This window comes from Cupriavidus sp. KK10 (assembly GCF_018223725.1).
GTDB lineage: Bacteria > Pseudomonadota > Gammaproteobacteria > Burkholderiales > Burkholderiaceae > Cupriavidus > Cupriavidus necator.
In genome coordinates this window covers 58,083-80,250 of sequence record NZ_CP073678.1, presented here as the reverse complement: position 1 = coordinate 80,250, position 22,168 = coordinate 58,083, and the positions used below count along the sequence as shown (strand labels likewise).

Genomic DNA, 22,168 nt, shown 5'->3' with positions numbered 1-22,168 from the left:
CCAAGGACACCTCGCCATGAGCAACCGCAAGAAACTCTACATCTCCGACGTGACGCTGCGCGACGGCAGCCATGCCGTGCGCCACCAATACAGTGTCGAGCAGGCCAAGGCCATCGCCCGCGCGCTCGACGAGGCCCGCGTGGACTCGATCGAGGTCGCGCACGGGGACGGGCTGCAGGGCGGCAGCTTCAACTACGGCTTCGGCGCCCACACCGATCTGGAATGGATCGAGGCCGTCGCCAGCGTGGTCAAGCACGCCCGGATCGCCACGCTGCTGCTGCCCGGCATCGGCACCGTGCATGACCTCAAGGCCGCCTACGAGGCTGGCGCGCGCATCGTGCGCGTGGCCACGCACTGCACTGAGGCTGACATCTCGCGCCAGCATATCGAGTACGCCCGCCACCTCGGCATGGAGGCCGTCGGCTTCCTGATGATGAGCCACATGAACTCGCCGCAGGGGCTGGCCGAGCAGGCCACGCTGATGGAGCGCTACGGTGCTACCTGCGTCTACGTGGTTGACTCGGGCGGCGCGCTGAATATGAACGATGTGCGCGACCGCATGCGGGCCTTCAAGGACGCACTCCGGCCAGAGACCGAGACCGGCATTCACGCTCACCATAACCTGAGCCTGGGCGTGGCCAACAGCATTGTTGCGGTGGAAGAAGGTTGCGACCGCGTTGACGCCAGCCTGGCCGGTATGGGTGCCGGCGGCGGCAATGCGCCCCTGGAGGTGTTCATCGCCGCCGCCGAACGCATGAGATGGGACCACGGCTGCGACCTGTACAAGCTGATGGACGCGGCCGACGACATCGTGCGCCCGCTGCAGGACCGCCCGGTGCGGGTTGATCGCGAGACGCTGGCGCTCGGCTATGCCGGCGTTTACTCGAGCTTCCTGCGCCACAGCGAGACGGCGGCGAAGAAATATGGCCTGAAGACCGTGGACGTGCTGGTCGAGTTGGGCCGCCGCCGCATGGTGGGCGGTCAGGAGGACATGATCGTCGATGTGGCGCTGGATCTGCTGCGCGAGCAGCAAGGGGCGTAGGTCGGGGAAGCCCACAGCGGCGGGCTGTGGTCGACGCGACCATGCCATGCGCTCCTTGGGAAACGCTGATCAATGAGGTCGGAGAACGGCGATGCAGGTCAGCCCGACCTCGGCTTTCGTAATGTGAGAGAAGAAGGCCAATTCAGGACGGCATTTGCCTCGCTTCGTACCTTTTCTGCCGCGCCTTGCGCGCTCAGGACGGATTGCTACCCTGGGAAGCCAGCAACAGTTTCCTGCCGAGTGCTAGATTCGCCAGACCAAACAGGCTGAACAACTGCGCCGTGTTCTTGACCAGACCCTTGTAGCGAACTTTGCGATGACCGAAGAGAATTGAAATGAACGCGTCCCCACTGTGAGGCGGTGATCGAAGGATCTTAAGATGGATCCTCACGGGCCAACGGCATTGAAGTGGCCAAGTGCGAAGATGTGCATATTTCCCAGGCAACCGGAGGATCGAGAAATGAACTGTACGGCCGTGGGTGTGGATATCGCAAAGACCGTGTTTCAGGTGCACTACATCGATCAGGCAACAGGCGAGATCGTGAACAGGCCGATCAAGCGAGCAAAATTCCTCGAGCACTTTGCGAACCGTGCTCCCTGCCTGATCGGAATGGAAGCATGCGGCGACGCGCACCATTGGGCGAGACGCCTGACAAAGATGGGCCACCAAGTCAGGCTGATGCCAGCAGAGTTCGTTAAGGCGTTCAACATCCGCAACAAGAACGATGCTGCTGATGCCCGGGCGATCTGGCTGGCGGTGCAGCAGCCAATCAAAGCGGTTGCGGTGAAGACCGAGATGCAGCAGGCGATGCTGGCATTGCACCGTATGTGTGAGCAACCGGTGAAGTTCCGCACTATGCAGATCAACGCATTGCGCGGACTGCTGGCAGAGTACGGAGAAGTGATGTGCAAAGGACGAACTGCCTTGGATAAGACGATACCGGAAGTGCTCGCGGGGGTTGCCGATCGCTTGCCGGCGGCGCTAATCGACACATTGCGTGAGCAGTGGAGCGGGCTCGCAAGGTTAGACGAACAGATAGCCGGCATCGAGAGATGGCGCGCCCGCATACCAGGCGCGCAGGGCGGCCAGGGAGGCGGCATCCGGGAAGTCGGGCGGGATCTTCGTGTCTGGCATCAAGTGCTGGTCGGATTGAGCCGGCCTTGACGGTCGATGACCAGGCCGGCGCGTTGGGGTCAGGCGCAAGTCGCAAGATGGCAGTTTGCCAGACAAACATGTCTATATCGCTAACAGCGGTTATCGATATAGGACTGCGAATATGAGCCCTGCGCCAGGTGGCTTCCATCCGCCACAGCGACTAGAATGCGGACAGACTTCGCTTTCCGCCGCTTCTTCGCGCAGATCCAGCTCATGGCCCGGACCAACCACCAGTCTGTCAGCATCGCGCCTGACCACAACCGATCCACCCTATCGAAAGGGCAAAAGACGTTCAACTCACTGATCCAGCAGATTGAGAAGCGTCGCATGAGGCTGCGTGCCTGGGAATCTGCCACCGCCACGTTCCATCAGCGGTACGTCAACGACTTCCTGCCGCTTGAGCAGTCCTCGACCGATCTGCAGATCCAGATGGTGCATTGTCTTGACCGCGCCTACGAGCACAAGGGACTGACCAAGGCAGAACGCCACAAGCTCGCCGCCGTGATCACGAATTTGGCAGGTGATCTGGCAGGTGAAGATGACAGCCTGAAAGCCATCTACAATAAGTACAGCACGACCGACTATGACAGCGAAACCGCTGCCGAAATCGACGGCATGAAATCCATGCTGGAGGCCGTGCTTGGTGTCGAACTGGGCGACGACGTGGACATGAGTTCGCCAGAAGACTTGCTCCAACGCGCCCAGGCACACATTGAGCAACAACAAGCGGAAGCGACCACTGAAGCCGCTGCGCGCGAAGCGCGTCGCGCCAAGCGGAAAAAATCCCCCAAGCAGCTTGCGGCAGAGGCACGTGCCCAGGAAGAGCAGGCTCAACTCAGCCTCTCCATCCGCGAGGTCTATCGCAAGCTGGCCAGCGCCCTGCATCCGGACCGCGAAACCGACCCGCAGGAGCGCGAGCGAAAGACCAAACTGATGCAGCGCGTCAACGAGGCCTACAACAAGAACAACCTGCTGCAGTTGTTGGAGCTACAACTGGAGCTGGAACACATCGACCAGCATTCGATCAATGGCATCGGCGAAGATCGGCTGAAGCACTACAACAAGATCCTCAAGGAGCAAGTTCGCGAACTGGATCAGGAGATCCAGCATGTCGAAACCGCGTTCCGGCACAGCTATGGAATCGATCCTTTCGAAGACCTATCTCCACAGACGCTCCTACGAAACCTTGCCGCAGACATGAAAGATCTCCGGCTCAATATTCGAACCCTTGAGCATGATCTTGCCGCGTTCGAAGACATTAAGAATCTGAAAGGTTGGCTCAGGACTTTCAAGCTTGCACCGTCTGCACCCGTCTTCGATGAGATGCCGTTCTAGCGGCGGCATTGCCACCGCGCTGTCGGCGCAAACGCTTGCTGCGCAGTAGCCTGCCTCGGCACCCTCCGCGTCCGTTTCTGCGCATCGAGAACAGCTGATTTTCTATACAAATCAGTGGGTTGCCGGAGATGTGGCGGATTTTTCACGAATGGCGGCCAACCCTCGGCATTGGCGGCGATGCCATCTCTCTATAGGCAGGAATAGTTCGGCCGGCTCGGATGCGGACGCCGCGGCCCGCTGCTGATGCCGCCGCCAGTTCGACACGAGATTCGCGTTCAGGCCGTGTGAGCGGGCAACTTCTGCCAGGGAGCGTGTCGGGTCAAGCGTTTCCGCCACGACTTGCGTGCGGAATTGCTTGGACAAGGCGACGACGCCCGAAACTATCGCCGTGATGGCGACGCCGGCCTGCGCCGTCGTTCATGATGCTGAACCGGGGCAAGCGTTCAATCGGCATCAATATGGAGAACGAGGTGGGCCGGGCAGCGTTGTTGCGCATGGTGGCACAAGCGGATGTGCTGACCGAGAACTTCCCCCTAGGCGTCATGGAGCGGCTTGGCTTGGGTTATGACGTGCTTCGGGAGGTTAATCCGGCCCCGATCTACTGCTCCATCACTGGCGATGGCCGTACAGGGGAGACTGGTGCTGCGCTCGCCGGCGTGGGCACGCACAGGTTGCCACATTTCGACATCGGCCGCGGCATAACGATGGGTTGATGCGACGTGAACCAGGCGGTTGAACTCGTGGTCTTCTCTTGCGGCGGCGACACATAGCTACAGATGAAGCAGGCTCAGGACAGCATCCTTCGGTCGAAACCGAGGAGTCCCGGTTGCTCGAATTGCCACCGCCAGGGAACTTCTCGACTTTGTAGATTTCGACGCCCATGTCATGCGAGCATGAGGCCGCAGGTGGGCCCTTGCCATAATCTGCGACAACTCCCGAACCTTGACGCCCTGGAGTGGACGCGCGAATGTCATATTGTCATCGTTCAGATCGCTCACGAGGCACGAGGAAGCACACAAAAGAGAGCCCCAAAAAATCAGGCCGAAGATTACTACCCCTCTCCAGTGCACGGAACTGGTACGTCTCCCTATTTGCGGAGCCGTCGAACTGTTTCTTTTACTTTGGAGAACTGAAATGCAACCGAGTAGCGTTGATCAAAAAATAGGAGGCTTTCCGCTCCTAATTCTCGGCTGTCAGCATGTGATGGTGATGTACGCGGCGCGGTCGCGATCGGGTTTTCACCGCTTTGAAGTTGCTGTGGGACGGTACCTCAGAATACTTTCGCTAAACATGCTGACAAGGACCATACGCGGCATGTGAAAGAAATCGGCGCCGGGAAACTAAGCCAGCTTTACGGACTCATATCAAGCCCATTGGGCCACTCAAGGCGCCAACCTTGAAGGTGGGTCGGCTAGAGACGACCGTTGACTGTTCGCGGGACCTATCGTCGCAACCCAATACTGGACTTTAGACATTCAGCGCCCCGAATCGGGGTCGAGAAAGTAGTTGGAAATCGGAAAAACGCTTGACATGGGTGGGCAATCGTGAGGCCGCTGCGCTGCTTGCGCGGGTTCTTAGCGCAAGCAGCGCAGCGGCCAATGAGGATCGTTTTCGATCCTTGTTTGCCCGTCGATGTCCCTCACTGAACGTACACGGTTTTACCTGTCCGAATGGATCAACATTCTCCTCATCACTGTCCCGCTTCGCTCGCAGGCCAGCTTCGTGGAACTGCTGTGCGGCTGCATGGTTTCGCCGGAGGGTTGTGTGACGCGAGCGATCTCGGCGATCGACAGCAACAAGCACTGGACGACGTACTACAAGTTGCTGGAGCGCGGCAGCCTGCGCACGGTACGGCTCGCACGGCCACTGCTGCGCTTGGTGATTGCGGTATTGCCCTGCGATATGCTCACATTGGTCCTCGACGACACGCTGGTGATGCGCTGCTCGGAGAAGGCCCCCGGTGTTGCCTGGCGGCGCGAGCACAGCGGCAAGACCAATCGACCCCGAAATGTTGACCGGTGAGCCCGGCGTGGGCAAGACCGCCGTGCTACGCCATCTCACGCGCAACCTCAACCCGCATCGCTACCAGACCATCTACCTGGCCGAGACCGAGTTCGGCCGCGTTGACCTGTACCGGTCACTGGCCCGCTCGCTCGGGCTCGAACCCAGCCATCGCCGCGCCGATCTCTGGCGCGACATCAAGGCGCGCATCACCGAACTGGCTAATGGCAAACAGGTTCTGTCCCTATGGATAATCGATGAGGCGCAGAACCTGCCTCCCGAGTTTTTCCGCGACTTCCCCTCATTCCTGAACTTCGCCTTCGACGCCCGTCATCTCATCACAGTCTGGCTCGTTGGCCACCCGGAGCTGGCCTCAATGCTCGAACGCAACGTCTACGCCGCACTTTACAGCCGCATCCAGACCTGCGCGCAACTTCAACCCGTCACCGAGCATGCCCGCTTCGCCCAGCCTCGCACGCACTCAAGACCGCCGGCTGCAACCACACGCTGCTCTCAGAGACCGGGCTCGAGCTGTTGCGCCAAGCCTCGCGTGGCTTGCCCCGCAACGCCGGACGCATCCTGCGCACCGCCATGCAGCTGGCCGTGCCCAAGGGGCTGAACCATCTGCCTGACGAACTGCTGCAGCAGGCCATCGGGGAAATGCGATGAGAACCCCGCACGCCTCAATCCGCGAATCCATCATGTACATGTTCACTCGCAGCACCGGCGCTGCCGATCCGAAACTCTCCGACGAAACCGCCTTCGTCATCCAGCTTATCCTCGACGACCTATGGCTGTGGTTCAACACCGTCTATGGCGAACAGGCCCGTCGCTACCGCCCGCCGCCCGATCTCCAAGAGCCCGACGGCGGCGATCTGCCTGACGATCCATTCTGAACATCGGCCCCGGCTTCCACCGGGGCCGATTCGCTTGGGCCGCACCGATACCGGCTTCCAGGCGATCCAACATGTCTCGCGCTCTACGGCAATGAATCTCTTGTGCAAAAAGCGCGAGACATCCGCCCCTGTCTCATGCCAAATATCTCGCGACGCCAACTCTCATTCAGCCCGCAACGGAACACCTGGAGCAACTGAATCCTTATGAATGGGAGTTAAGGGAGTCTAGGGTCTTCACTCGCTGCCCTCCGCATCAGCATCTGCTGCGCCTTCTGCCCTCCCTCATTGGAAGGTTTCCTTCCAATACGACTCCACGTGCCGGACCAGACTCTCTGGAAGAGCGACATAGTGTTCGGCCGCCGCGTCGGCCTGTCCTTCGGACAGCGCCCAACGGAAAAATGCGAGCGCGTCTCGGGTCTCGGCAGCGTTACCGCGTGTCTTGGAGATCAGCACGAACACGACACCCGTAATCGGCCAAGCCTGAGAGCCAGAAGCATTCGTCAGGACCTGATAGAAGTCTACCTTCGGATTCCACTCTGCCGCCGACACCGCGGCGCTGAACGATTCGCGTGACGGCTGCACAAAGATGCCATCGCGATTCCTGACGGCGGCATAGGCCAGCCTACTCTGTAATGCATAGGTCAGCTCTACGTAGCCAATGGATCCCTTGACGTTGCGAATATAGGTCGCCACGCCCTCATTGCCATTCGCGCCGACGCCAACGGGCCATTTCACCGTCGTGCCAGCGCCAACAGACCCGCCCCACTGGGGGCTAACCTTGGCCAGGTAATCTGTCCAGTTGAAAGTAGTGCCTGAACTGTCGCTACGGTGAACGACCACGATCTTCTGATCGGGTAGTTTGATGCCTGGATTTGCGGCGGCAATGGCCGGATCATTCCAGTTAACGATTTTTCCCTGGTAGATGTCCGCCAATAGCGAACCGGTCACGCGCAGCTGTCCCGCGCCAACGCCGTCCAGGTTCAGAACCGGCACCACGCCACCGATCACAATGGGAAACTGCGCTAACCCCGCGGTCCGCAAGTCCTCCGACTTGAGCGGCATGTCCGTGGCACCGAAGGTCACGCTCGCCGCACGGATCTGGCGGATGCCGTTGCCGGATCCGGTCGGCTGATAGTTGACCTGCTGACCGGTACGGGCGTAATACGTTGCCGCCCATTTGGACATCAGCGGGTAGACAAAGGTGGAACCCGCCCCCGTAATATCCCCGGCTCGTGCCAACGAAGCCACGCCAAGAGATAGCAACACGATTGCCAGGTGGCGAGCCAAAGCGTGGATATAGGAACGTATCCGGAAGTCGTGCGTCCGCTTCATGATTATTTTTCCGTGGTTTGACGGTTGCGTTGTAACGCCTTGGCAATTCAGCCTAGCAGATCACCGCCGCCATCGCGCGGAAAGAGCGCCATGCTTGTTGCCGAGGAATATCCGTGCCACTGTGGACCGGCTCGCCAGACTCGCCCCGATTGTGACGGTCATATTTCTGACATGGTGGCGCTTCGGGCCAGATAAACCAACGGAAGAACCACGACAACTCAGGTCAAAGACGACAGCAGAGTATCTTGCGCCGAGGCGCCCTCCTGATGTGAGCGGCGCTCATATGTTCCGTCCGGCGCCATCTGCCAGACGTCGCGCCGGTCGGTCAGGTAGGGTTTCAGGCCTTCGGCGATGACGCGCGCCTTCAGGATGGGGTCGAGGATCAGAAAGCAGATCTCAATCCGTCGGGAGAGGCTGCGCTCCATCCATTCGCCGCTGGACAGCATCACCCGCTCTTCCCCGCCATCGTGGAAGTAGAAGATGGGGGCGTGTTCGAGAAACCGGCCCATGACCGATTTCACCTCAATGTTTTCCGACAAGTCGGCGACGCCCGGCCGCAGCGCACAAGCGCCCCGCACCGTTACGTGAGGCCTCGTAGAGGGCCTGGATCAACTCCGGAACCAGCAAGGCATTCATCTTGGCGACGATCGCCCCCTTGCGGCCCGCCCGAGCATTCTCGGTCTCGCGGCGAATTGCTGACAACAACGCCTGCTTCATGGTGAACGGAGACTGCCAGAGATGGGTCATGCCCTCGGTCTGACCGAGGCCCGTCAGCTGGCTGAAGACCTGCGCCACATCCTGCGTCAGCGTCTCATGGCAGGCAGCAGCCCGAAATCCGTATAGGTTCGGGTCGTCAGGCTGTGATAGTTCCCGGTGCCAAGGTGCACATAGCGCCTGAGCACCCCGCCTTCGCGGCGCAAGACCATGACCATCTTGGCGTGCGCCTTGAAGCCTACGACGCCATAGACGACATGCGCGCCGACTTCCTCGAGCTGCGCAGCCCAGCCGATGTTGGCTTCCTCATCGAAGCGGGCCAGCAACTCCCCACCACAACGGTGACTTCCTTGCCATTGCGCGCCGCCTCAAGCAATGCCGTGAGCAGGGCCGAGTCGTGCCCCGCCCGATAGACCGTCTGGCGAATGGCCACCACATCCGGGTCACGTGCCGCTTGCCTGACAAAATCCACGACCGGTGCGAACGACTGGAATGGATGATGCAGCAGGATGTCGCCATCGCGCATGGCGCGGAACTTGTCCGAATGCTCCCGCAGGGCCCTTGGCAGGCTAGGCCGGAACGGGGGGTACTTCAGCTCCGGTCGATCGACCTGGTCCGGGACCTGCAACAGGCGAACCAGGTTGACCGGGCCATTGACGGCGAATATCTCGCTTGCCGTCAGGCCGAACTGTTCCCGCAGGAACGTAGTCATCCCCGGCGTGCAGTTGTCCGCCACTTCCAATCGAACCGCATCGCCAAAGTGGCGATGCGGTAGTTCGCCCTGCAGCGCCTGCGCAGGTTCTTGACTTCTTCCTCGTCCACGAACAGTTCACTGTTCCGGGTCACGCGGAACTGGTAGCAGCCGCGCACTGTCATGCAGCCAAACAGCTCGCCAACGTGGGCGTGCAGAATCGACGAGAGAAAAAACGAAGCCGTACTGACATCCGGCGATGTCCTCCGGCAGGGCAATCACCCGCGGCAACGCGCGTGGCGCCTGCACGATCGCATGGCCGGCGTTGCGCCCGAACGCGTCCCTGCCCTCGAGCTCGACGGCGAAGTTCAGGCTCTTGTTAAGCAACCGTGGGAACGGATGCGCCGGGTCCAGTCCGATGGGCGTCAGCACCGGCATCAGTTCGGCGAAGAAGAATCCCGGGTCCAGGCTGATTGCGTGGGATTCCACGTGGGACGCCGCAAGAAGCATATTTGTTGCTCGGCCAACGCGGGCACCAGCACGTCATTGAACAGACGGTACTGTCGATCCACCAGATCACGGACCCGCGAGTTGAGACTTGCGTAGAGCTCCTGCGGCGCCATCCCGTCCGGCCCGACGGTAGCAGACTGAATCAAGCAGCGCTCTCTCAGGCCAGCGACCCGGATCTCGTAGAACTGGTCCAGATTGCTCCTGACCGTACACAGCGCGCGCAGACGCTCCAGCAGTGGCATCGCTGGATCGGCGGCCTGTTGCACAACGCGGTCGTAAAACTCGAGTTCGCTGAGCTCGCGGTTGAAGAGGAGGTCATTGCCATTCTGCACGCCAACGGGTTCTGCCAGGATATCAAGGCTCCCCGCTCCCGTCCGCTCCCGGGGGGCTCGACGGGGTCGTCTGCATGCGCTCGGCTGCGTGTTTCATGATGGTCGGGCCCAGAGGGGGACCCCTGGGCAACGCTGTGGCTCGGTCAACAAGAGACCCTGGATTCTAGCTGCGGGTTGAACCTATCCGAGGCGTTTGCACGCTGCCTCTGTCTTCGTCTCTCAGCGCCGAGGTCGTCACTGGTCTGCAGCGCAGCCCACTTTCGTCATCAAACGTTGATACTCCTGTCCTAATCTGCATTGGGCAGGGCGTGGGCCATTTGCCACTGGCGAATGACAAATTTTTGACGAAATCCGCTTGCACCCTGCCCTTCGACCTCCCCATCCTTCGAGACCGGAGGCTTCGACCATGACACTTACCGTTAGCGGCAGACAGTCATTCGGCCGTGGCTGCAAACTTAGCTGGACCTGTTGTCGGGTGGGTCGGAGTGATCCCGATGGACGGCTTCTTCGGGTATCGGTAACGGCGTCCGCTTCAGGACTTCGCGGGGTGTCCCGTCTTGACTGCCTCGACTTGCGCAACAACGCTGAGTAGCCTCTCCTGCGAGAGGGCTTCGAGAGCCCATAGTCCCGCCCCCAGCAACTCGCTCTTCTTCACCGGGACGCCACCTGCCAGGCACTTTCGCTTGAGCTCGGCCAGCTTTCCATAGTCGTGCGCCGGCATCGTGAAACTGTCCCGAACGACCTTTGGCTTCTTGGTTGATTTGTCTGACTGCTGCGCCGCATCATTGCTCGGCGTCTTGGCTTTCGTTACGCTGGCAGACCCCTCGTCGGTCGGAGGCGCCAAGGCAGGCGACATCGTCTGGGTAGAAGTTTTCCGTCCTGCCTTGCCAGCGCGCAGCGTGCCTTCGGATCCCTTCTCGTTCCGTGCGTCCGATGGTAACGTCGTCACCAGCTTCTTCCGGGAATTACCTGGCATCAAGCCCTCTACCCTATGCATTTACGTTCATACAGTATATATAGTATTGACGATGCGAGGTTCGTGGATTCGCCAGGAGTAGCCTGGCTTTTTGGTACCCACGAAAAGAAGAACGAGGCAGTGGATCTGGTCCACGTTCGCCTCGCAGCCCCGCTCTTTGTTTGCCCTGCCAGAACGCGCTGGCGTTGTGTTGCCCTGCGGCGCGATGCATGGCGACGAGAGGAGCCGAGCATGCGCAGATTTCACGCCCCGGCCGGTGGGCTTTCCGCCCTCACGGCCCCACTGACCACCCCCTTCTTCCACGCGATTGAGCCGAGTGAATCGTGTGTGCGCCCGGTCAAGGGATCCCCGCCTCAGAATCCGGGCACCAACATGAAAAGTCCAATCGGGGATTCTCCGACGCCGCCACTCGAACACGCCAAAACCTCTGGTAGCGGCCTGCACGGGCGCAACCGGGTATTGAGCGGCCGACGCTCAAGGCCGCGGCTTGCGCATCATCGGGCTCTTTCGAGAGTACCGAGCTGGTATTCACACGGTCTCACTGGTGACCCCAGACGGGGCCGTGCAGCGTCCTGCCCCACAGCAACGGCCCGCGGCCATGAGGCGTTCATACCAGGGACTACTGCGCAGCCTCCTGCAATGAACGTTCGCCTGAAGACTGACTCGCATTGGCGACAGCATCGCCGGCTGCTTCAAGGCTACTTTCAGCGGCTTGCGCCATTTGCTTCGCGGCCTTCCGCATGCTTTCGAACAGCAGGTCCGTTGTCTCGATGGCAGCCCGTAGGCCGGCGTCGGAGGTTCCGGCGTCCCATGCTACGACTGCGCTTGCTGTGCCTTTGACGAAGTCCGTCATATTGTGCTTGCTGGCCTCGTATTGCGCTTCGGCTACCTCGCCGAGCCTGGCCTGGGTATCGGTCGCGATCTTGCAAAGATGACGCTGATACGAAAGCATTTTGTCCGGCACCGGACGAAGCCAGTCCGATTCCACCGACAGCAACTCGTGGGTGTCCTTGGCTGACAGCACTTTCTGCGCTTCCGCGTATGTTTCCGCCAGCGCGGTCTTCACAGTCTGAAAATTCAGCACAAGCAATTTCTCGAATCCCTCAAAGGTGGTGTTGGCCAGCCCAATGAAGGCGTCAACATGCGCGGTCTGCGCTTCCGTCATTTGATCGGAGGACGATTGATCCATTTGCAACTCCTGACTTGTAGGGAAGCGCCCCACTCTGCCGGCGATGGCACGTTTGAGAAGGCGCCCAGTGAATCGCCCCGTGAGAGAGCGGGGCGGGAACGGAACTGCCCAAGACGGTCAGGATCGAGCCTGCGTGGACATTCCAACCCGTGACCGTGCTTGCACTTGACGTCTGGCAATCCGGATACCGTCTACGGTCGGCAGACTTTTAGAAGAATGTAGGTTGGGACTGTGACAGCGAGGCGACGGCGCGCCGGGACCATGCCCGCGGCACCTCGTCATCGCCGCAATCCTCGGTGCTCCAGGAAAGACGCCTCTGCGCTGGAGTCCTAAGTAAGCACCAACCGAAAAGGGCTCGCCCCTACGTTACGCAAGACGGTGCCACTTTTGCTCGCGAGGTTGACTAGAGTAGTTATCAGTTCCAAGCGATAGGTGGCAGGCTCGACGAGCCATCCCCAAACAGGGCTGCCGCAGTCATCACATCTAAGGGACGCCGCGAGCATGCATGCGGAGCCTTCCCATCACCCATGCATGAATGAGAAGGGAAAGGGGGAGCGATGAGAACAGAAGACCAGGACATTATGGTCGCGAGAATCGCGGTCGACACGGGTTTTCCGCCAGAGGTTGTCAGGGAGTCTTACCTCACCGCCATCGCAGAGTTGAGCGTGGACGCCCGCGTTCATTTTTATCTGCCATTGTTCGCTGCAAAGCGCACCATCGCTCGGCTTCGGAAATTGCAATTTGAGTCGGTAGTGCCCCCAGACTTGGACCCGGATCGAGACGGGATCACGTCCCGCACGCATATAGCCGTCGCAGACACGATCCCGAATTGCCCATCCGCTACGTCCTTGGCGCCGTCTGCCACGGGCGGGTGGATGCTTGACCTCGGCGGCGCGCAATGGTACCAACGGCTCTAGACGGACTGGTTGGAGTTCGCCGGCAACCGCCAACCCTTGACAACATCAGTAAGCGATGACGCCCATGTCGAAGACCGCAAAGAAGCGATACCTGAAAGCGCTCAACCGGAACCTCAAGAAGGAGGCGGCAGGCCAGTTCGATACGGTGTTTGTTTTCTATCCGCTCGGGTCGAAGCCCAAGAATGCGACGGGTGTCATGGCCGGCGGGCCGGCAAATGCCCAGGTCCTGGCGGTCATGGACGCGGTACAGGCCCGCGTGTTTGCGGAATTCGAGCGTTCCGCCAAGCTGGAATAGATGGAACGCGAACTGAAGCTCGAACTGCTGCAAGACGAGGTTGACCGGCTGATTGCACTGCCCCTGCTTTCGTCGCGGTGCGTGGAGCCGCCTCACGACGAGCAGCTCGTCAGTACCTATTTTGATACGGGTGACCTATCGCTGCGTCGACACCGTGCCTCCCTGCGCGTGCGTCAGGCAGGGGACCACTTCGTGCAGACGTTGAAGACCCAAGGCAGGCGGCAGGGCGGTCTGTACGAGCGGAATGAGTTCGAATCTGCGATTGCCGGGCCCACGCCCGACCTGACTGCGCTGCGGGAGAAACTCCCCAAGGACACGGCGTTGGGAGACCTGCTTCGTGAAGGCGACCTGGCGGAGCGCCTGGAGCCGCTCTTCGTCTCTGAGGTGCAGCGGACCGTTGCGCTGCTGCGCTTGCCACAAGGCGCAGAGGTAGAGGTGGCCCTGGATCGCGGCAGCATCCGGGCAGGAAAAGCCACGGTGCCCATCCGCGAGCTCGAACTGGAGATCCAGGCCGGAGCGCCGACGGCGCTCTTCGGGTTCGCACTGGAGTTGCTCGACGCGATTCCCATGCGCCTGAGCCGAGCGAGCAAGGGCGACCGCGGCTACGCGCTTGTCGTTTGCGAGCCTTCGGAAGCGGTTCGCGCCGCCCCCCTCACGCTTTCCGACGAGGCTTCGACCGAAGCCGTGTTCCAAAGCATTGTGCAAAATTGCCTGGCGCAGATTTCAGCCAACGAACACGGCGTCGTGAACAGCGACAACCCGGAGACAGTGCATCAGATGCGGGTCGGGCTACGCCGCCTGCGCTCCGCACTGGACATCTTCCAGTCGCTGATTGCCTGCCCGCCCGAACTTCAGGAAGAAATCAAGTGGATTGCCGGCGAGCTCGGCCCTGCACGGGACTGGGAGGTCCTCGCCCACTCCACATTACGCGAGGCCGTCGACGGGGCGCCGAGTGACGTGGGCGCCGATGAGATCCTGGCTGCGGCGAATGAGGTCGCCGCCGAAGCGCGACAACGTGCCGCGCAAGCGGTCGACTCGGTGCGCTACACCCGGCTGATCCTTGCACTAAACCATTGGGCAGGTAGCGGCGACTGGCGTCATGGGCACGGCGATGCGCAACACACTGAGCTGGCTGGGCCGGCGGCGAAGTTCGCGCTGGACACCTTGCACCAGCGCCATCGCAAGTTGTTGAAGCGCGGCCGGCGCATGGCAAGGCTCGACGTACATCGGCGCCACCGCGCACGCATTGCCGCCAAGAAGCTCCGCTACGCGACGGAATTTTTCGAGTCGTTGTTCCCGGCGAAGAAGCTGCAGCGCTTCCGTCGCCAGCTGTCGCGCCTGCAGGATGACCTGGGTTGGCGCAACGACATGGCGGTTGCGGATGACCTGTTGCGCAGCCTCACCGTCAAGGACCCGCAGCTGGCCTCTGGCACCGGCTATGCGCGCGGCTACCTTGCAGGTAGGGTGGACGCGGACAAGGAGCAACTGCAAAGCCTGTGGAGACGCTTCAAGGGAACCCGCCTGCCCTTCTAGCGAAACAGCTACGGACTCTGGCCGAGGCATCGAACAAAGAGGCTTGCTAAGTGATCTATGCACTACAATTGATGATGGCGTCGAAACCGAGGCGCGCCATCCGGCGCAATCGTTGATGAGGATCCTCTTCGGAAGTTGGACGATCTCCGCCTTGATGCGCCACGTTGGTGCGCACATCAAATCCTGCTTGAAATCAGCAAGCCTCTGATAAGCTGTCGATATTTGGTGTCCAGAATGGAATCAAAGATGGCGACGTATCAGCGTGGAGAGGTATCCATTACGACTTCGGTCCTGGAACTACCGTCCGGACGGTATCAAGGATTGGTGACGTTGGAATCCCCCGCCGGCATTAGCAGCTTTCACTGCTCGAAGTACCGAAGCGATCCCCTTGAGGCGCGCTTTGACGCGGATGCCGACATCGAGCACGCCTACCGCCGGTACCTGGTGGCCGCAATGCCGCCGTTTGACATTCCGACGCCATCGCATTGAAGTTTCCAGCTTGACCACCACTAGTAACAATCCCACCTCTTCCTTTGAGAGTTTCCACCGCGCCGGTTATTACGACTTCCGCGCCTACGTTGAGCCGCTTTCCAGTGGAGGCTACCAAGGCTTCGTGTTGGTACGCCATCACACGTTGACCGGCCTGCAGCAGACCATCTTCCGAGCCGGCGGCAAGGAAGTGCAACAGGCTACCGCTTTCACCAGTGCCGAATTGAAGGCTGCGAAGCTTAAGGCAATGATTGCCGATGGTCGGTCGCTGCTGGACAGCCAACGGTAGGTCGCGCGTTTGCCGCGTCCTGGCGCAACCTTCCCAGTGACCGCGCCAGGACCCTCCCGCCAGATGCCAGACTCGGACCGGCGCCGCGCCCTCAGTCCCTGATTACCAGCGCCCTGCTAGCTTTGCATCAAGCCGTGCAATACGCCGAAACGCAAGCCGGGCTCGGATGGCAGCATCTCATCGATGCCAAACACTTTGAACACCGCCAGCATCACGGCAAGGCCACCCGGCAGCGCTTCGAGGCGATGGCGCTTCAGGCCGGCGAGCTCTAGGCGACGCAGATGCCCCGCCTCCAGCAGGCGCAGCGACAGCCGTAACAGTCCATCATAGGTAATCGTGCTGCGGCTCGGTGTGTTCAGGCCATTGCATCGCAACAACCGCGCAAGCAGGCGAGCCGTACCCGACGAGCCGATGGTCAGCTGCCAGGCATGATCCCGATACCGTGCAGCCACCTTCTCGATTTCCTCGCCTGCGATCCGCTCAGCCAGCTGTAAGCTGCGTCCGTCTAGTACGCCGTTGGGAAAGAATCGCTTGCCGAATGTGCCACTGCCGATCGGCACGCTGTCCACCGCCAGAAGCCGCTCGCCACGACCGATGGCCAGCTCCGTCGAGCCGCCGCCAATATCGACCACCAGCCGTGTGGTGTTTGCGTCCGGCATGGTATGTGCGATGCCTGCATAGACCAGGCGTGCCTCCTCGTGACCGGAGATCACATCGATTTGGAAACCAAGGCGTTGCTCGGCTTTGGCGAGGAACACAGTGGCATTGCTCGCCACCCGCACGGTATTGGTGGCCACGGCCCGTACACGGGTGGGCTCGAATCCCCGCAACCGCTTGCCAAAGCGCTCCAGCGCGCGCCAGCCCCGCTCGAGAGAGGAGTTGTCCAACTCCGAGCCGCGCAGGCCGTGGGAAAGACGAACCGGCTCACGGAAAAATGCCACTTCCCTGATGACACGGCTACCATCGCGCGCGGGTTGGCCGATCATCATGCGAAACGCATTGGAGCCAAGGTCTACTGCGGCATAGTACGGGGTTGTCATACGGAACGCGGAGGCAGTCAGGCGAAGCGCTTGTGCTGGCCCCGATCTGTGAAGGTTCAGGATGATGCCCAGCGAAATACGACAAGCTGATGACAACACGCATGTCCCCCTTTAATCGCCCCGGTCCGCCGGCGGGAGAGACTAAAGCCTGGTCGGCACAGGTGCGGCCTCGGCTTGGCAATGAGCGCGACGGCGTGATCAAGAAGAACAGCAGGATGGCCGCGCGCATCCCAGAACATCTGGAGAAAGCGAGGTGCCGCAGTGGGGGCAGCACCAAGCGCTTCGGCGCCTTCACCAAGCACCCTCGTGCGCGCTACTGGTGGTCAGGATTTTTCGACTGGCACATGCCCAATCGCTCGGCATACGAGGTGCGGCAGTAACGCTCCGAGTCAGGCTATGCCTTGGGCGGCTTGCCGGATTCTATTTTCGCGATGGCTGCTAGCAATTGCTTCGGAGACTTCTTCGCCGACAGCGATAGGCATGCACGCAGGATTTCGCTCTCCTTGTTCTCGGTCGACGGTGGCGCCTCAGCTGTTCGACGAGATCAGCATCATGCTGTGCGAGCGGGGCTGATGATGAAGAAAAGCACGATCGTGGATGCCACCCTCATTGCTTTTGCGTCAGTTCATGCTCGACGAGCAGGCGGCGAAACTTCAGCCAATGTGATCACATCTGGCACCGTTTCGACTGCCAGGTCGATCCCGCTCGCATCGGCATGCTTTCGTACAGCGCGTCTTCCAGTGCCTCGTCCGACAACCATACCATTGCTGGAGGAGGTAAATGCGCAGCATCCGCTCCAGGCCGATCGTCGGTCGTCCACGTTTGCCCTTGGGGTAATACGGCTTGACGGCCGCAATCAGGCGCGACTATGGCACCACGCTTTCCATCTCCCTCATGAAGCGCTGGCGGCGCGTCACATCGCCAGGGATGGGCCAAAAACGGTATATACTGTTTCTCCAATTTTTCATGCCAGGACCCATTGTGAACTCGCCGATTATCAAGGCTCCGACGGAGCAAGCGTTTTATTTCCCGACCAGCGCCACGCCTCCGGAACAAGCGGAATCGGATGTGAAGAAGCAAGTCCCGAACGACGAAGTGGTCGAGCCGCAGGCCATGGAGGCCCCGCAAGCCACAGAGGCCACCGAGGCGGTGAACGACCCGACGGCTGTAAATGCAACCAAGGCTGTGAAAGCCACGAAGGCTGCTAAGACCGCAAAGGCGAAGAGGCCTGTGGAGGACGTGAAAGCAGTAAAGAGCGCGAAGGCTGTGAAAGCCACGAACACGGTGAAGGCCGCTAAGTCCGCGAAGGCCACAAAGGCCGAGAAGCCCGTGAAGACAGTGAAAGCCGTGAAGGCCGCGAAGGTTGAAAAGCCCACAGAGGCCGTGAAGGCCGCAAAGCCGGCAAAGGCTGAAAAGACCAAGGCCGCAAAGTCCGGGTCGCGCCCGAATGCAAAGCCGGCGAAGAAGGCGCCCGCGCCCAAGCGCGAAAAGGTGGTGCGCGACAGCTTCACGATGCCGAAGTCGGACTACCAGAAGATCGCTGAACTGAAGGAGCGCTGCCTGGACGGCGGCGTCCGTATCAAGAAGAGCGAAATTCTGCGTGCCGGGTTGTTACTGCTGGCCGAGAGGTCGCCGAAGGAACTACTGGCGGCAATCAGGAAGATCGAAGCCGTGAAGACTGGACGTCCGCCGAAGGCTTAACGCCCGCGGAACTGCGCCGTCATCCCAAGAGATAGCGCGGAGCGCTGGTGCGCGAAAGGCCGCCGCGGCCGCCTTCTCCCCGAGCAGGCCTCGCCGGCTACCGCGGCGCTGCAGCCGCGCCCTCTTTCAGGCGGCGGACGGGGCTGCCCCGGCGTTTCGCAGCCGCCGCTGGGGGCCGAGAGCTGATAAAGACTCAGATGGTTGCGGCTGCGATCCCGCCGGCGGTCCGCTATGGCTAGGCGGACCGGCCGCGCCCGCCAACCTGTCGTTCAGTACAAGAGATCGATTAGGAAACGCTCGGGCTTCTTGCCAATCCACGCGGGAGCCCTACCGCGCCCCGACCAGGTCTGGCCCGTCTTCGGGTTGCGGTACCTCGGAGGCTGCGCGGCCTTCGTCGGAACAGCGCGGGCAGCGGGCTCAACACTGGGCTTGCCCGCAATGTCCTCAATGCTGAGGTCGTACTCCTGCATCCACTGCCGAATCTGTTCCACGACCTTTGGCACTTCCGTGGCTCGCAACTGCTCAAGTTGCGCATTGACAGATGCCAGTTGGGCGAGCAGTGAGGATTGGGACCGGCTTTGGGTTGCGGTAGGCGCTTTTTGCTCCTGTCGCGGCTTCCGAGTTGGCGGCTTCCGAGTTGGCGCTGCCGGGGCAGCCTCCACTCCAGGCAGTGTTATCTGCTTCGGCCCGCGCTTCCGGGTTGGGGTTTCGTGAGTCATGACTTCCGGAGCGGCAACTTCAGCTAGCATTTTCGGCTTCCGACCGCGCTTCGGGGCCCGCGTCTCTTCCGGCGCAACTTCCGGAGCTGGGGCGTCAAGCGGTGCGACCGGGGCGGCCGTCTCGGTCAGTTCGTCCTGGGCGGCAGCTTCCGTCGGTTCGTCCGTGGCCAGGACTTCAACCGGAGCTTCGGCCACGGCTTCAGTGGGCGCTGCCGAGGGCATGGCTTCAATGGGCGCTTCCGGCGCATCAGATTCCCTCAACGCTTCCGAGGCGGCGGCTTCCCTCGATGCTTCCGGTGCCACGTCTTCCGTGGAAGCGTCCGGGGCTGCGTAAGGCCGCCGGCGCCGATATGACACGGTCGCCGTCGGGCCGCTATCCCGGCTTGTCGACCAGAAGTCCAAGCGTTGGGCCTGAGTGTCAACGCTGCCACTACCGACGCCTGCACCACTGGCTTCACCACTGACGGGATCCGCGTCGCGCATCGCCTCAGCGATGGGAAGCTCCTTCTGACCCAATCCGTCCGTCGCATTGCTCGCGACAAGGGGTTCAACCACTTGCTTTGGGGCCAATTCGTTCTCCTTCATTGACGTCACTGCACGTGCAGACGCTGCCTTATCCCATGGACGGTGAGACCTTGTCTCTTGCGTGTCGTTCGCTTCTCGCCTACGCCCCTCTGCGGCTGGATCCAGCGGATCGCGTCCGCCCGCTCAGTCTTTGCTGTCATCGCTGCCGTCACTGCTGTCGTTGCCTTCGTCCTGATTGTTGGGTAGCGCCGACGCCCCCGGCTCGTCACCCGGTTCTTCGCCCAGCTCATCCTGCTGAGCGTCCCCCTGACCGTCGCCCTGCGCTTCCGGCGCGGTCGCCGCCGAACTGCCGCCCTTGCGCCGCCTTCCACCAGCGCCACCGCCGTCGCGTTCGCGCGGCGCGACGCGCAGGGTGGCCAGCAGCTGACGCGCGAGCGCCGCTTCCGCTTCGCTGCGCTCGGCCCGGCGCTGCGCCGCCGCGAGTTCCGCCTGCACGGTGTCCAGGTCGCCCGCCGCCTTGCGTTGCGCCTGCTCGGCCACTGCGAGCCGCTCGGCCAGCGCCACGGCCTGCGCTTCCAGCTTGGCACGGCCCTCCACCTGCGCCACCGCGGCATCACGCGCCTCGCAGCGTGCCACCGCCAGTTCGGCGCGCAGGTGTTCGGCCGTTCGCTCGCTCTTCTGGGGGTAATCGTACTTTTCGTGCAAAATCTGGCGGTGAACTAAGAATTATCCTTACAAATCAAAGCTTTAATAAACCGGAACGTTCACTGCCTCGCATCCTTTCGATGCAAAATCTGGCGCCCGCGTTACCCGCAAGCGCAGCCCTTGTGGTACTTGGAGCTATAGATCACAGTAAGCGGATCGCCAGCACCGTGGTTGACGACGAGACAGGAATGGTGCTGCTTTAGGCTTGCAACGCCAGTTGAGCGGCGACGTTCCACGGCAGAAGTTCGTCGATCCGATTGACGGGATGATCGGCGATGCGGGCCAAGACGTGACGCAGATAGGCCTCAGGATCGATGCCGTTGAGTTTGCAGGACCCGATGAGCGAGTACATTGCGGCCGCGCGCTCGCCGCCACTGTCAGCGCCGGCGAATAAAAAATTCTTCCGACCCAACGCGACACCGCGCAGCGCATTCTCCGCGATGTTGTTGTCTATCTCTGCCAGGCCATCATCACAGTAGTAGATTAGCGCTTGCCACTGGTTCAGCATGTAGTTGATGGCTTTGGTCGTTTCCGACTGCGTCGAGAGCGTCAATAGCCGCTCTCGCAACCACACTTCGAAGCTGTCCAGTAGGGGCCGGGATCTTTGCTGCCGCACCTGTTGACGCACGGCAGGTGGCTTACCCCGGATTTCCGCTTCGATGGCATAGAGCTCGCCGATCCGGCGTAACGCCTCCGTTGTGGTCGGCGTTGCCTTGCGGACATGCAGATCGTGCACCTTACGGCGCGCGTGGGCCATACAAGCTGCTTCGCGCACACTGCCATCGGTAAAAACAGCGTTGAAGCCCGCATACGCGTCTGCCTGAAGGATGCCTCGGAAGCCGGCCAGATGCGCTTGGGGATGTTGGCCCTGGCGATTTGGTGTGTAGGCGAACCAGACCGCAGGTGCAGCATCTGAACCCGATGCACGATCGTCCCGCACGTAAGCCCATAGTCTTCCCGTCTTGGTCTGTCCCTTACCTGGCGCAAGTACCGGCAGCGGTGTGTCGTCCGCGTGCACCTTGCCGGGCATCATCACGTATCGGTGCAAAGCCTCGACCAGGGGGCGTACCAGCGCACCGCAAGCGCCGACACCGCGAGCCATGGTCGTGCGGTCCAGCTCCACGCCCTGCCGGGCATAGATAGCGGCTTGGCGGTACAGTGGTTGATGATCAGCGTATTTGGCAACCAGTATGTGAGCGTGCAGCCCCGCCGTGGCAATGCCGCGCTCAATCGGCCGGCTTGGCGCCTCAGCCTGGACGATGCAATCACAACAGGCGCAGGCCTTCTTGCGCCGCACCTGCCGAATCACCCTGAATGAACTGCTGATGATATCGAGTTGCTCCGAGATGTCCTCGCCCAGCGGCTTGAGCTTACCGCCGCACTCTGGACAGGCTTCGGTCTCGGGCTCGAGAATGCGCTCCTCCCGCTCCAAGTGCTCCGGCAACGGCTTGCGTACCGCTTTCTTCCGGACAGGAGGGGTAGCCTGCGGATCGGCTTCGGTTTCGGCCGCACCTTCCTCGGCCAGCAGATCTTCCAGTCGGGTCTCGAGCTGTTCAATCTGTCGATCCAGTTTCTCGGACTTCTGGCCAAACTGCATCCGCCTCAGCTTTGAGATCTGCAGATTTAGCTGCTCGATCTCCATGGAGCGGACCGCCAAGGCCCGTTCCATGAGTGCGATCGATTCCCGCTGTGCCAACACCAAGGCCTTCAGGGCCTCAATGTCGTCGGGGAGATCGCTGGGGTCGATTGGCATGCGCGGCAGTTTACGCACATGGCGCAAG

The 22,168-nt window shown here is 61.2% G+C and carries 19 protein-coding genes and 6 pseudogenes; 14 read left to right on the top strand and 11 right to left on the bottom strand.

Annotation, left to right across the window (positions count from 1 at the left end; translation table 11 throughout):
• The first annotated feature begins 16 nt into the window (after positions 1 to 16).
• Positions 17 to 1,042 carry a 4-hydroxy-2-oxovalerate aldolase gene (gene dmpG / locus KB879_RS31595; protein ID WP_211983368.1) on the top strand — a complete coding sequence of 342 codons (1,026 nt, stop codon included), beginning with the start codon at positions 17 to 19 and terminating at the stop codon, positions 1,040 to 1,042.
• 193 nt (positions 1,043 to 1,235) lie between these two features.
• Here the strand turns inward: dmpG and KB879_RS31590 are convergent.
• Positions 1,236 to 1,379, bottom strand: a pseudogene (locus tag KB879_RS31590) (IS5/IS1182 family transposase); the annotation flags it as partial.
• A gap of 123 nt (positions 1,380 to 1,502) precedes the next feature.
• Here KB879_RS31590 and KB879_RS31585 point away from each other — a divergent pair.
• Positions 1,503 to 2,096 (top strand): annotated as a pseudogene (locus KB879_RS31585) (IS110 family transposase); the annotation flags it as partial.
• A gap of 315 nt (positions 2,097 to 2,411) precedes the next feature.
• A complete protein-coding gene (locus KB879_RS31580; protein ID WP_211984259.1) occupies positions 2,412 to 3,533 on the top strand; it encodes a J domain-containing protein in 1,122 nt (373 codons plus the stop codon).
• Between the two features lie 111 nt (positions 3,534 to 3,644).
• Here KB879_RS31580 and KB879_RS31575 read toward each other — a convergent pair whose 3' ends face one another.
• Positions 3,645 to 3,869, bottom strand: coding sequence for a transposase (locus KB879_RS31575; RefSeq protein WP_249221564.1), 225 nt, complete (start codon positions 3,867 to 3,869; stop codon positions 3,645 to 3,647).
• A gap of 83 nt (positions 3,870 to 3,952) precedes the next feature.
• On the opposite strand from KB879_RS31575, the gene KB879_RS31570 reads away from it, so the two are divergent.
• The 4 genes and pseudogenes from KB879_RS31570 (at position 3,953) to KB879_RS31555 (ending at position 6,430) form a co-directional block, all read left to right on the top strand.
• A complete protein-coding gene (locus tag KB879_RS31570) occupies positions 3,953 to 4,246 on the top strand; it encodes a CoA transferase (RefSeq protein WP_249221447.1) in 294 nt (97 codons plus the stop codon).
• A gap of 919 nt (positions 4,247 to 5,165) precedes the next feature.
• Positions 5,166 to 5,555 carry a transposase gene (locus KB879_RS31565; protein ID WP_211983364.1) on the top strand — a complete coding sequence of 130 codons (390 nt, stop codon included), beginning with the start codon at positions 5,166 to 5,168 and terminating at the stop codon, positions 5,553 to 5,555.
• Positions 5,542 to 6,203 (top strand): annotated as a pseudogene (locus tag KB879_RS31560) (ExeA family protein); the annotation flags it as partial. The gene KB879_RS31565 and the pseudogene KB879_RS31560, both read left to right, overlap by 14 nt.
• The gene (locus tag KB879_RS31555; RefSeq protein WP_224011220.1) at positions 6,200 to 6,430 is read left to right on the top strand and encodes a hypothetical protein; all 231 of its coding nucleotides are present in this window, start codon (positions 6,200 to 6,202) and stop codon (positions 6,428 to 6,430) included. The pseudogene KB879_RS31560 and the gene KB879_RS31555, both read left to right, overlap by 4 nt.
• Positions 6,431 to 6,712: 282 nt before the next feature.
• On the opposite strand, the gene pstS is transcribed toward KB879_RS31555, so the two are convergent.
• The 4 genes and pseudogenes from pstS to phaP form a co-directional block, all read right to left on the bottom strand.
• Positions 6,713 to 7,762 carry a phosphate ABC transporter substrate-binding protein PstS gene (pstS, locus tag KB879_RS31550; protein WP_211983362.1) on the bottom strand — a complete coding sequence of 350 codons (1,050 nt, stop codon included), beginning with the start codon at positions 7,760 to 7,762 and terminating at the stop codon, positions 6,713 to 6,715.
• 218 nt (positions 7,763 to 7,980) lie between these two features.
• A pseudogene (gene ppk1 / locus KB879_RS40260) lies at positions 7,981 to 10,030 on the bottom strand (polyphosphate kinase 1).
• Between the two features lie 511 nt (positions 10,031 to 10,541).
• Entirely contained in the window at positions 10,542 to 10,985 is a 444-nt protein-coding gene (locus KB879_RS31540) for a hypothetical protein (protein ID WP_211983360.1), read from the bottom strand.
• Between the two features lie 619 nt (positions 10,986 to 11,604).
• Complete coding sequence (gene phaP, locus KB879_RS31535) at positions 11,605 to 12,174, bottom strand: TIGR01841 family phasin (protein ID WP_211983358.1); 570 nt, start codon at positions 12,172 to 12,174, stop codon at positions 11,605 to 11,607.
• 557 nt (positions 12,175 to 12,731) lie between these two features.
• On the opposite strand from phaP, the gene KB879_RS40500 reads away from it, so the two are divergent.
• The 5 genes from KB879_RS40500 (at position 12,732) to KB879_RS31510 (ending at position 15,697) form a co-directional block, all read left to right on the top strand.
• A complete protein-coding gene (locus KB879_RS40500; RefSeq protein WP_211983357.1) occupies positions 12,732 to 13,091 on the top strand; it encodes a DUF3562 domain-containing protein in 360 nt (119 codons plus the stop codon).
• 64 nt (positions 13,092 to 13,155) lie between these two features.
• On the top strand, positions 13,156 to 13,386 hold the full coding sequence (locus KB879_RS31525; RefSeq protein ID WP_211983356.1) for a hypothetical protein: 231 nt from the start codon (positions 13,156 to 13,158) through the stop codon (positions 13,384 to 13,386).
• On the top strand, positions 13,387 to 14,919 hold the full coding sequence (locus tag KB879_RS31520; protein WP_211983355.1) for a CYTH and CHAD domain-containing protein: 1,533 nt from the start codon (positions 13,387 to 13,389) through the stop codon (positions 14,917 to 14,919).
• Between the two features lie 246 nt (positions 14,920 to 15,165).
• Positions 15,166 to 15,408 carry a hypothetical protein gene (locus KB879_RS31515; RefSeq protein WP_211983354.1) on the top strand — a complete coding sequence of 81 codons (243 nt, stop codon included), beginning with the start codon at positions 15,166 to 15,168 and terminating at the stop codon, positions 15,406 to 15,408.
• Between the two features lie 10 nt (positions 15,409 to 15,418).
• A complete protein-coding gene (locus tag KB879_RS31510; RefSeq protein WP_211983353.1) occupies positions 15,419 to 15,697 on the top strand; it encodes a hypothetical protein in 279 nt (92 codons plus the stop codon).
• Positions 15,698 to 15,813: 116 nt separating this feature from the next.
• Here KB879_RS31510 and KB879_RS31505 read toward each other — a convergent pair whose 3' ends face one another.
• The gene (locus tag KB879_RS31505; protein ID WP_211983352.1) at positions 15,814 to 16,737 is read right to left on the bottom strand and encodes a Ppx/GppA family phosphatase; all 924 of its coding nucleotides are present in this window, start codon (positions 16,735 to 16,737) and stop codon (positions 15,814 to 15,816) included.
• Between the two features lie 89 nt (positions 16,738 to 16,826).
• On the opposite strand from KB879_RS31505, the gene KB879_RS31500 reads away from it, so the two are divergent.
• On the top strand, positions 16,827 to 17,117 hold the full coding sequence (locus KB879_RS31500; protein ID WP_211983350.1) for a hypothetical protein: 291 nt from the start codon (positions 16,827 to 16,829) through the stop codon (positions 17,115 to 17,117).
• 232 nt (positions 17,118 to 17,349) lie between these two features.
• On the opposite strand, the pseudogene KB879_RS31495 reads toward KB879_RS31500, so the two are convergent.
• Positions 17,350 to 17,705 (bottom strand): annotated as a pseudogene (locus KB879_RS31495) (transposase); the annotation flags it as partial.
• Positions 17,706 to 17,805: 100 nt separating this feature from the next.
• Here KB879_RS31495 and KB879_RS40495 point away from each other — a divergent pair.
• Positions 17,806 to 18,438, top strand: a complete 633-nt coding sequence (locus KB879_RS40495) for a hypothetical protein (protein ID WP_371827453.1) — start codon at positions 17,806 to 17,808, stop codon at positions 18,436 to 18,438.
• 269 nt (positions 18,439 to 18,707) lie between these two features.
• Here the strand turns inward: KB879_RS40495 and KB879_RS31485 are convergent, their stop codons facing one another.
• The 3 genes and pseudogenes from KB879_RS31485 to KB879_RS31475 all read right to left on the bottom strand — a co-directional run bounded on the left by KB879_RS31485 (position 18,708) and on the right by KB879_RS31475 (position 22,140).
• Positions 18,708 to 19,742, bottom strand: coding sequence for an H-NS family nucleoid-associated regulatory protein (locus KB879_RS31485; protein WP_211983346.1), 1,035 nt, complete (start codon positions 19,740 to 19,742; stop codon positions 18,708 to 18,710).
• A gap of 123 nt (positions 19,743 to 19,865) precedes the next feature.
• Positions 19,866 to 20,363, bottom strand: a pseudogene (locus tag KB879_RS31480) (hypothetical protein); the annotation flags it as partial.
• A gap of 223 nt (positions 20,364 to 20,586) precedes the next feature.
• A complete protein-coding gene (locus tag KB879_RS31475) occupies positions 20,587 to 22,140 on the bottom strand; it encodes an IS66-like element IS883 family transposase (RefSeq protein WP_211983344.1) in 1,554 nt (517 codons plus the stop codon).
• Positions 22,141 to 22,168: the final 28 nt, after the last annotated feature.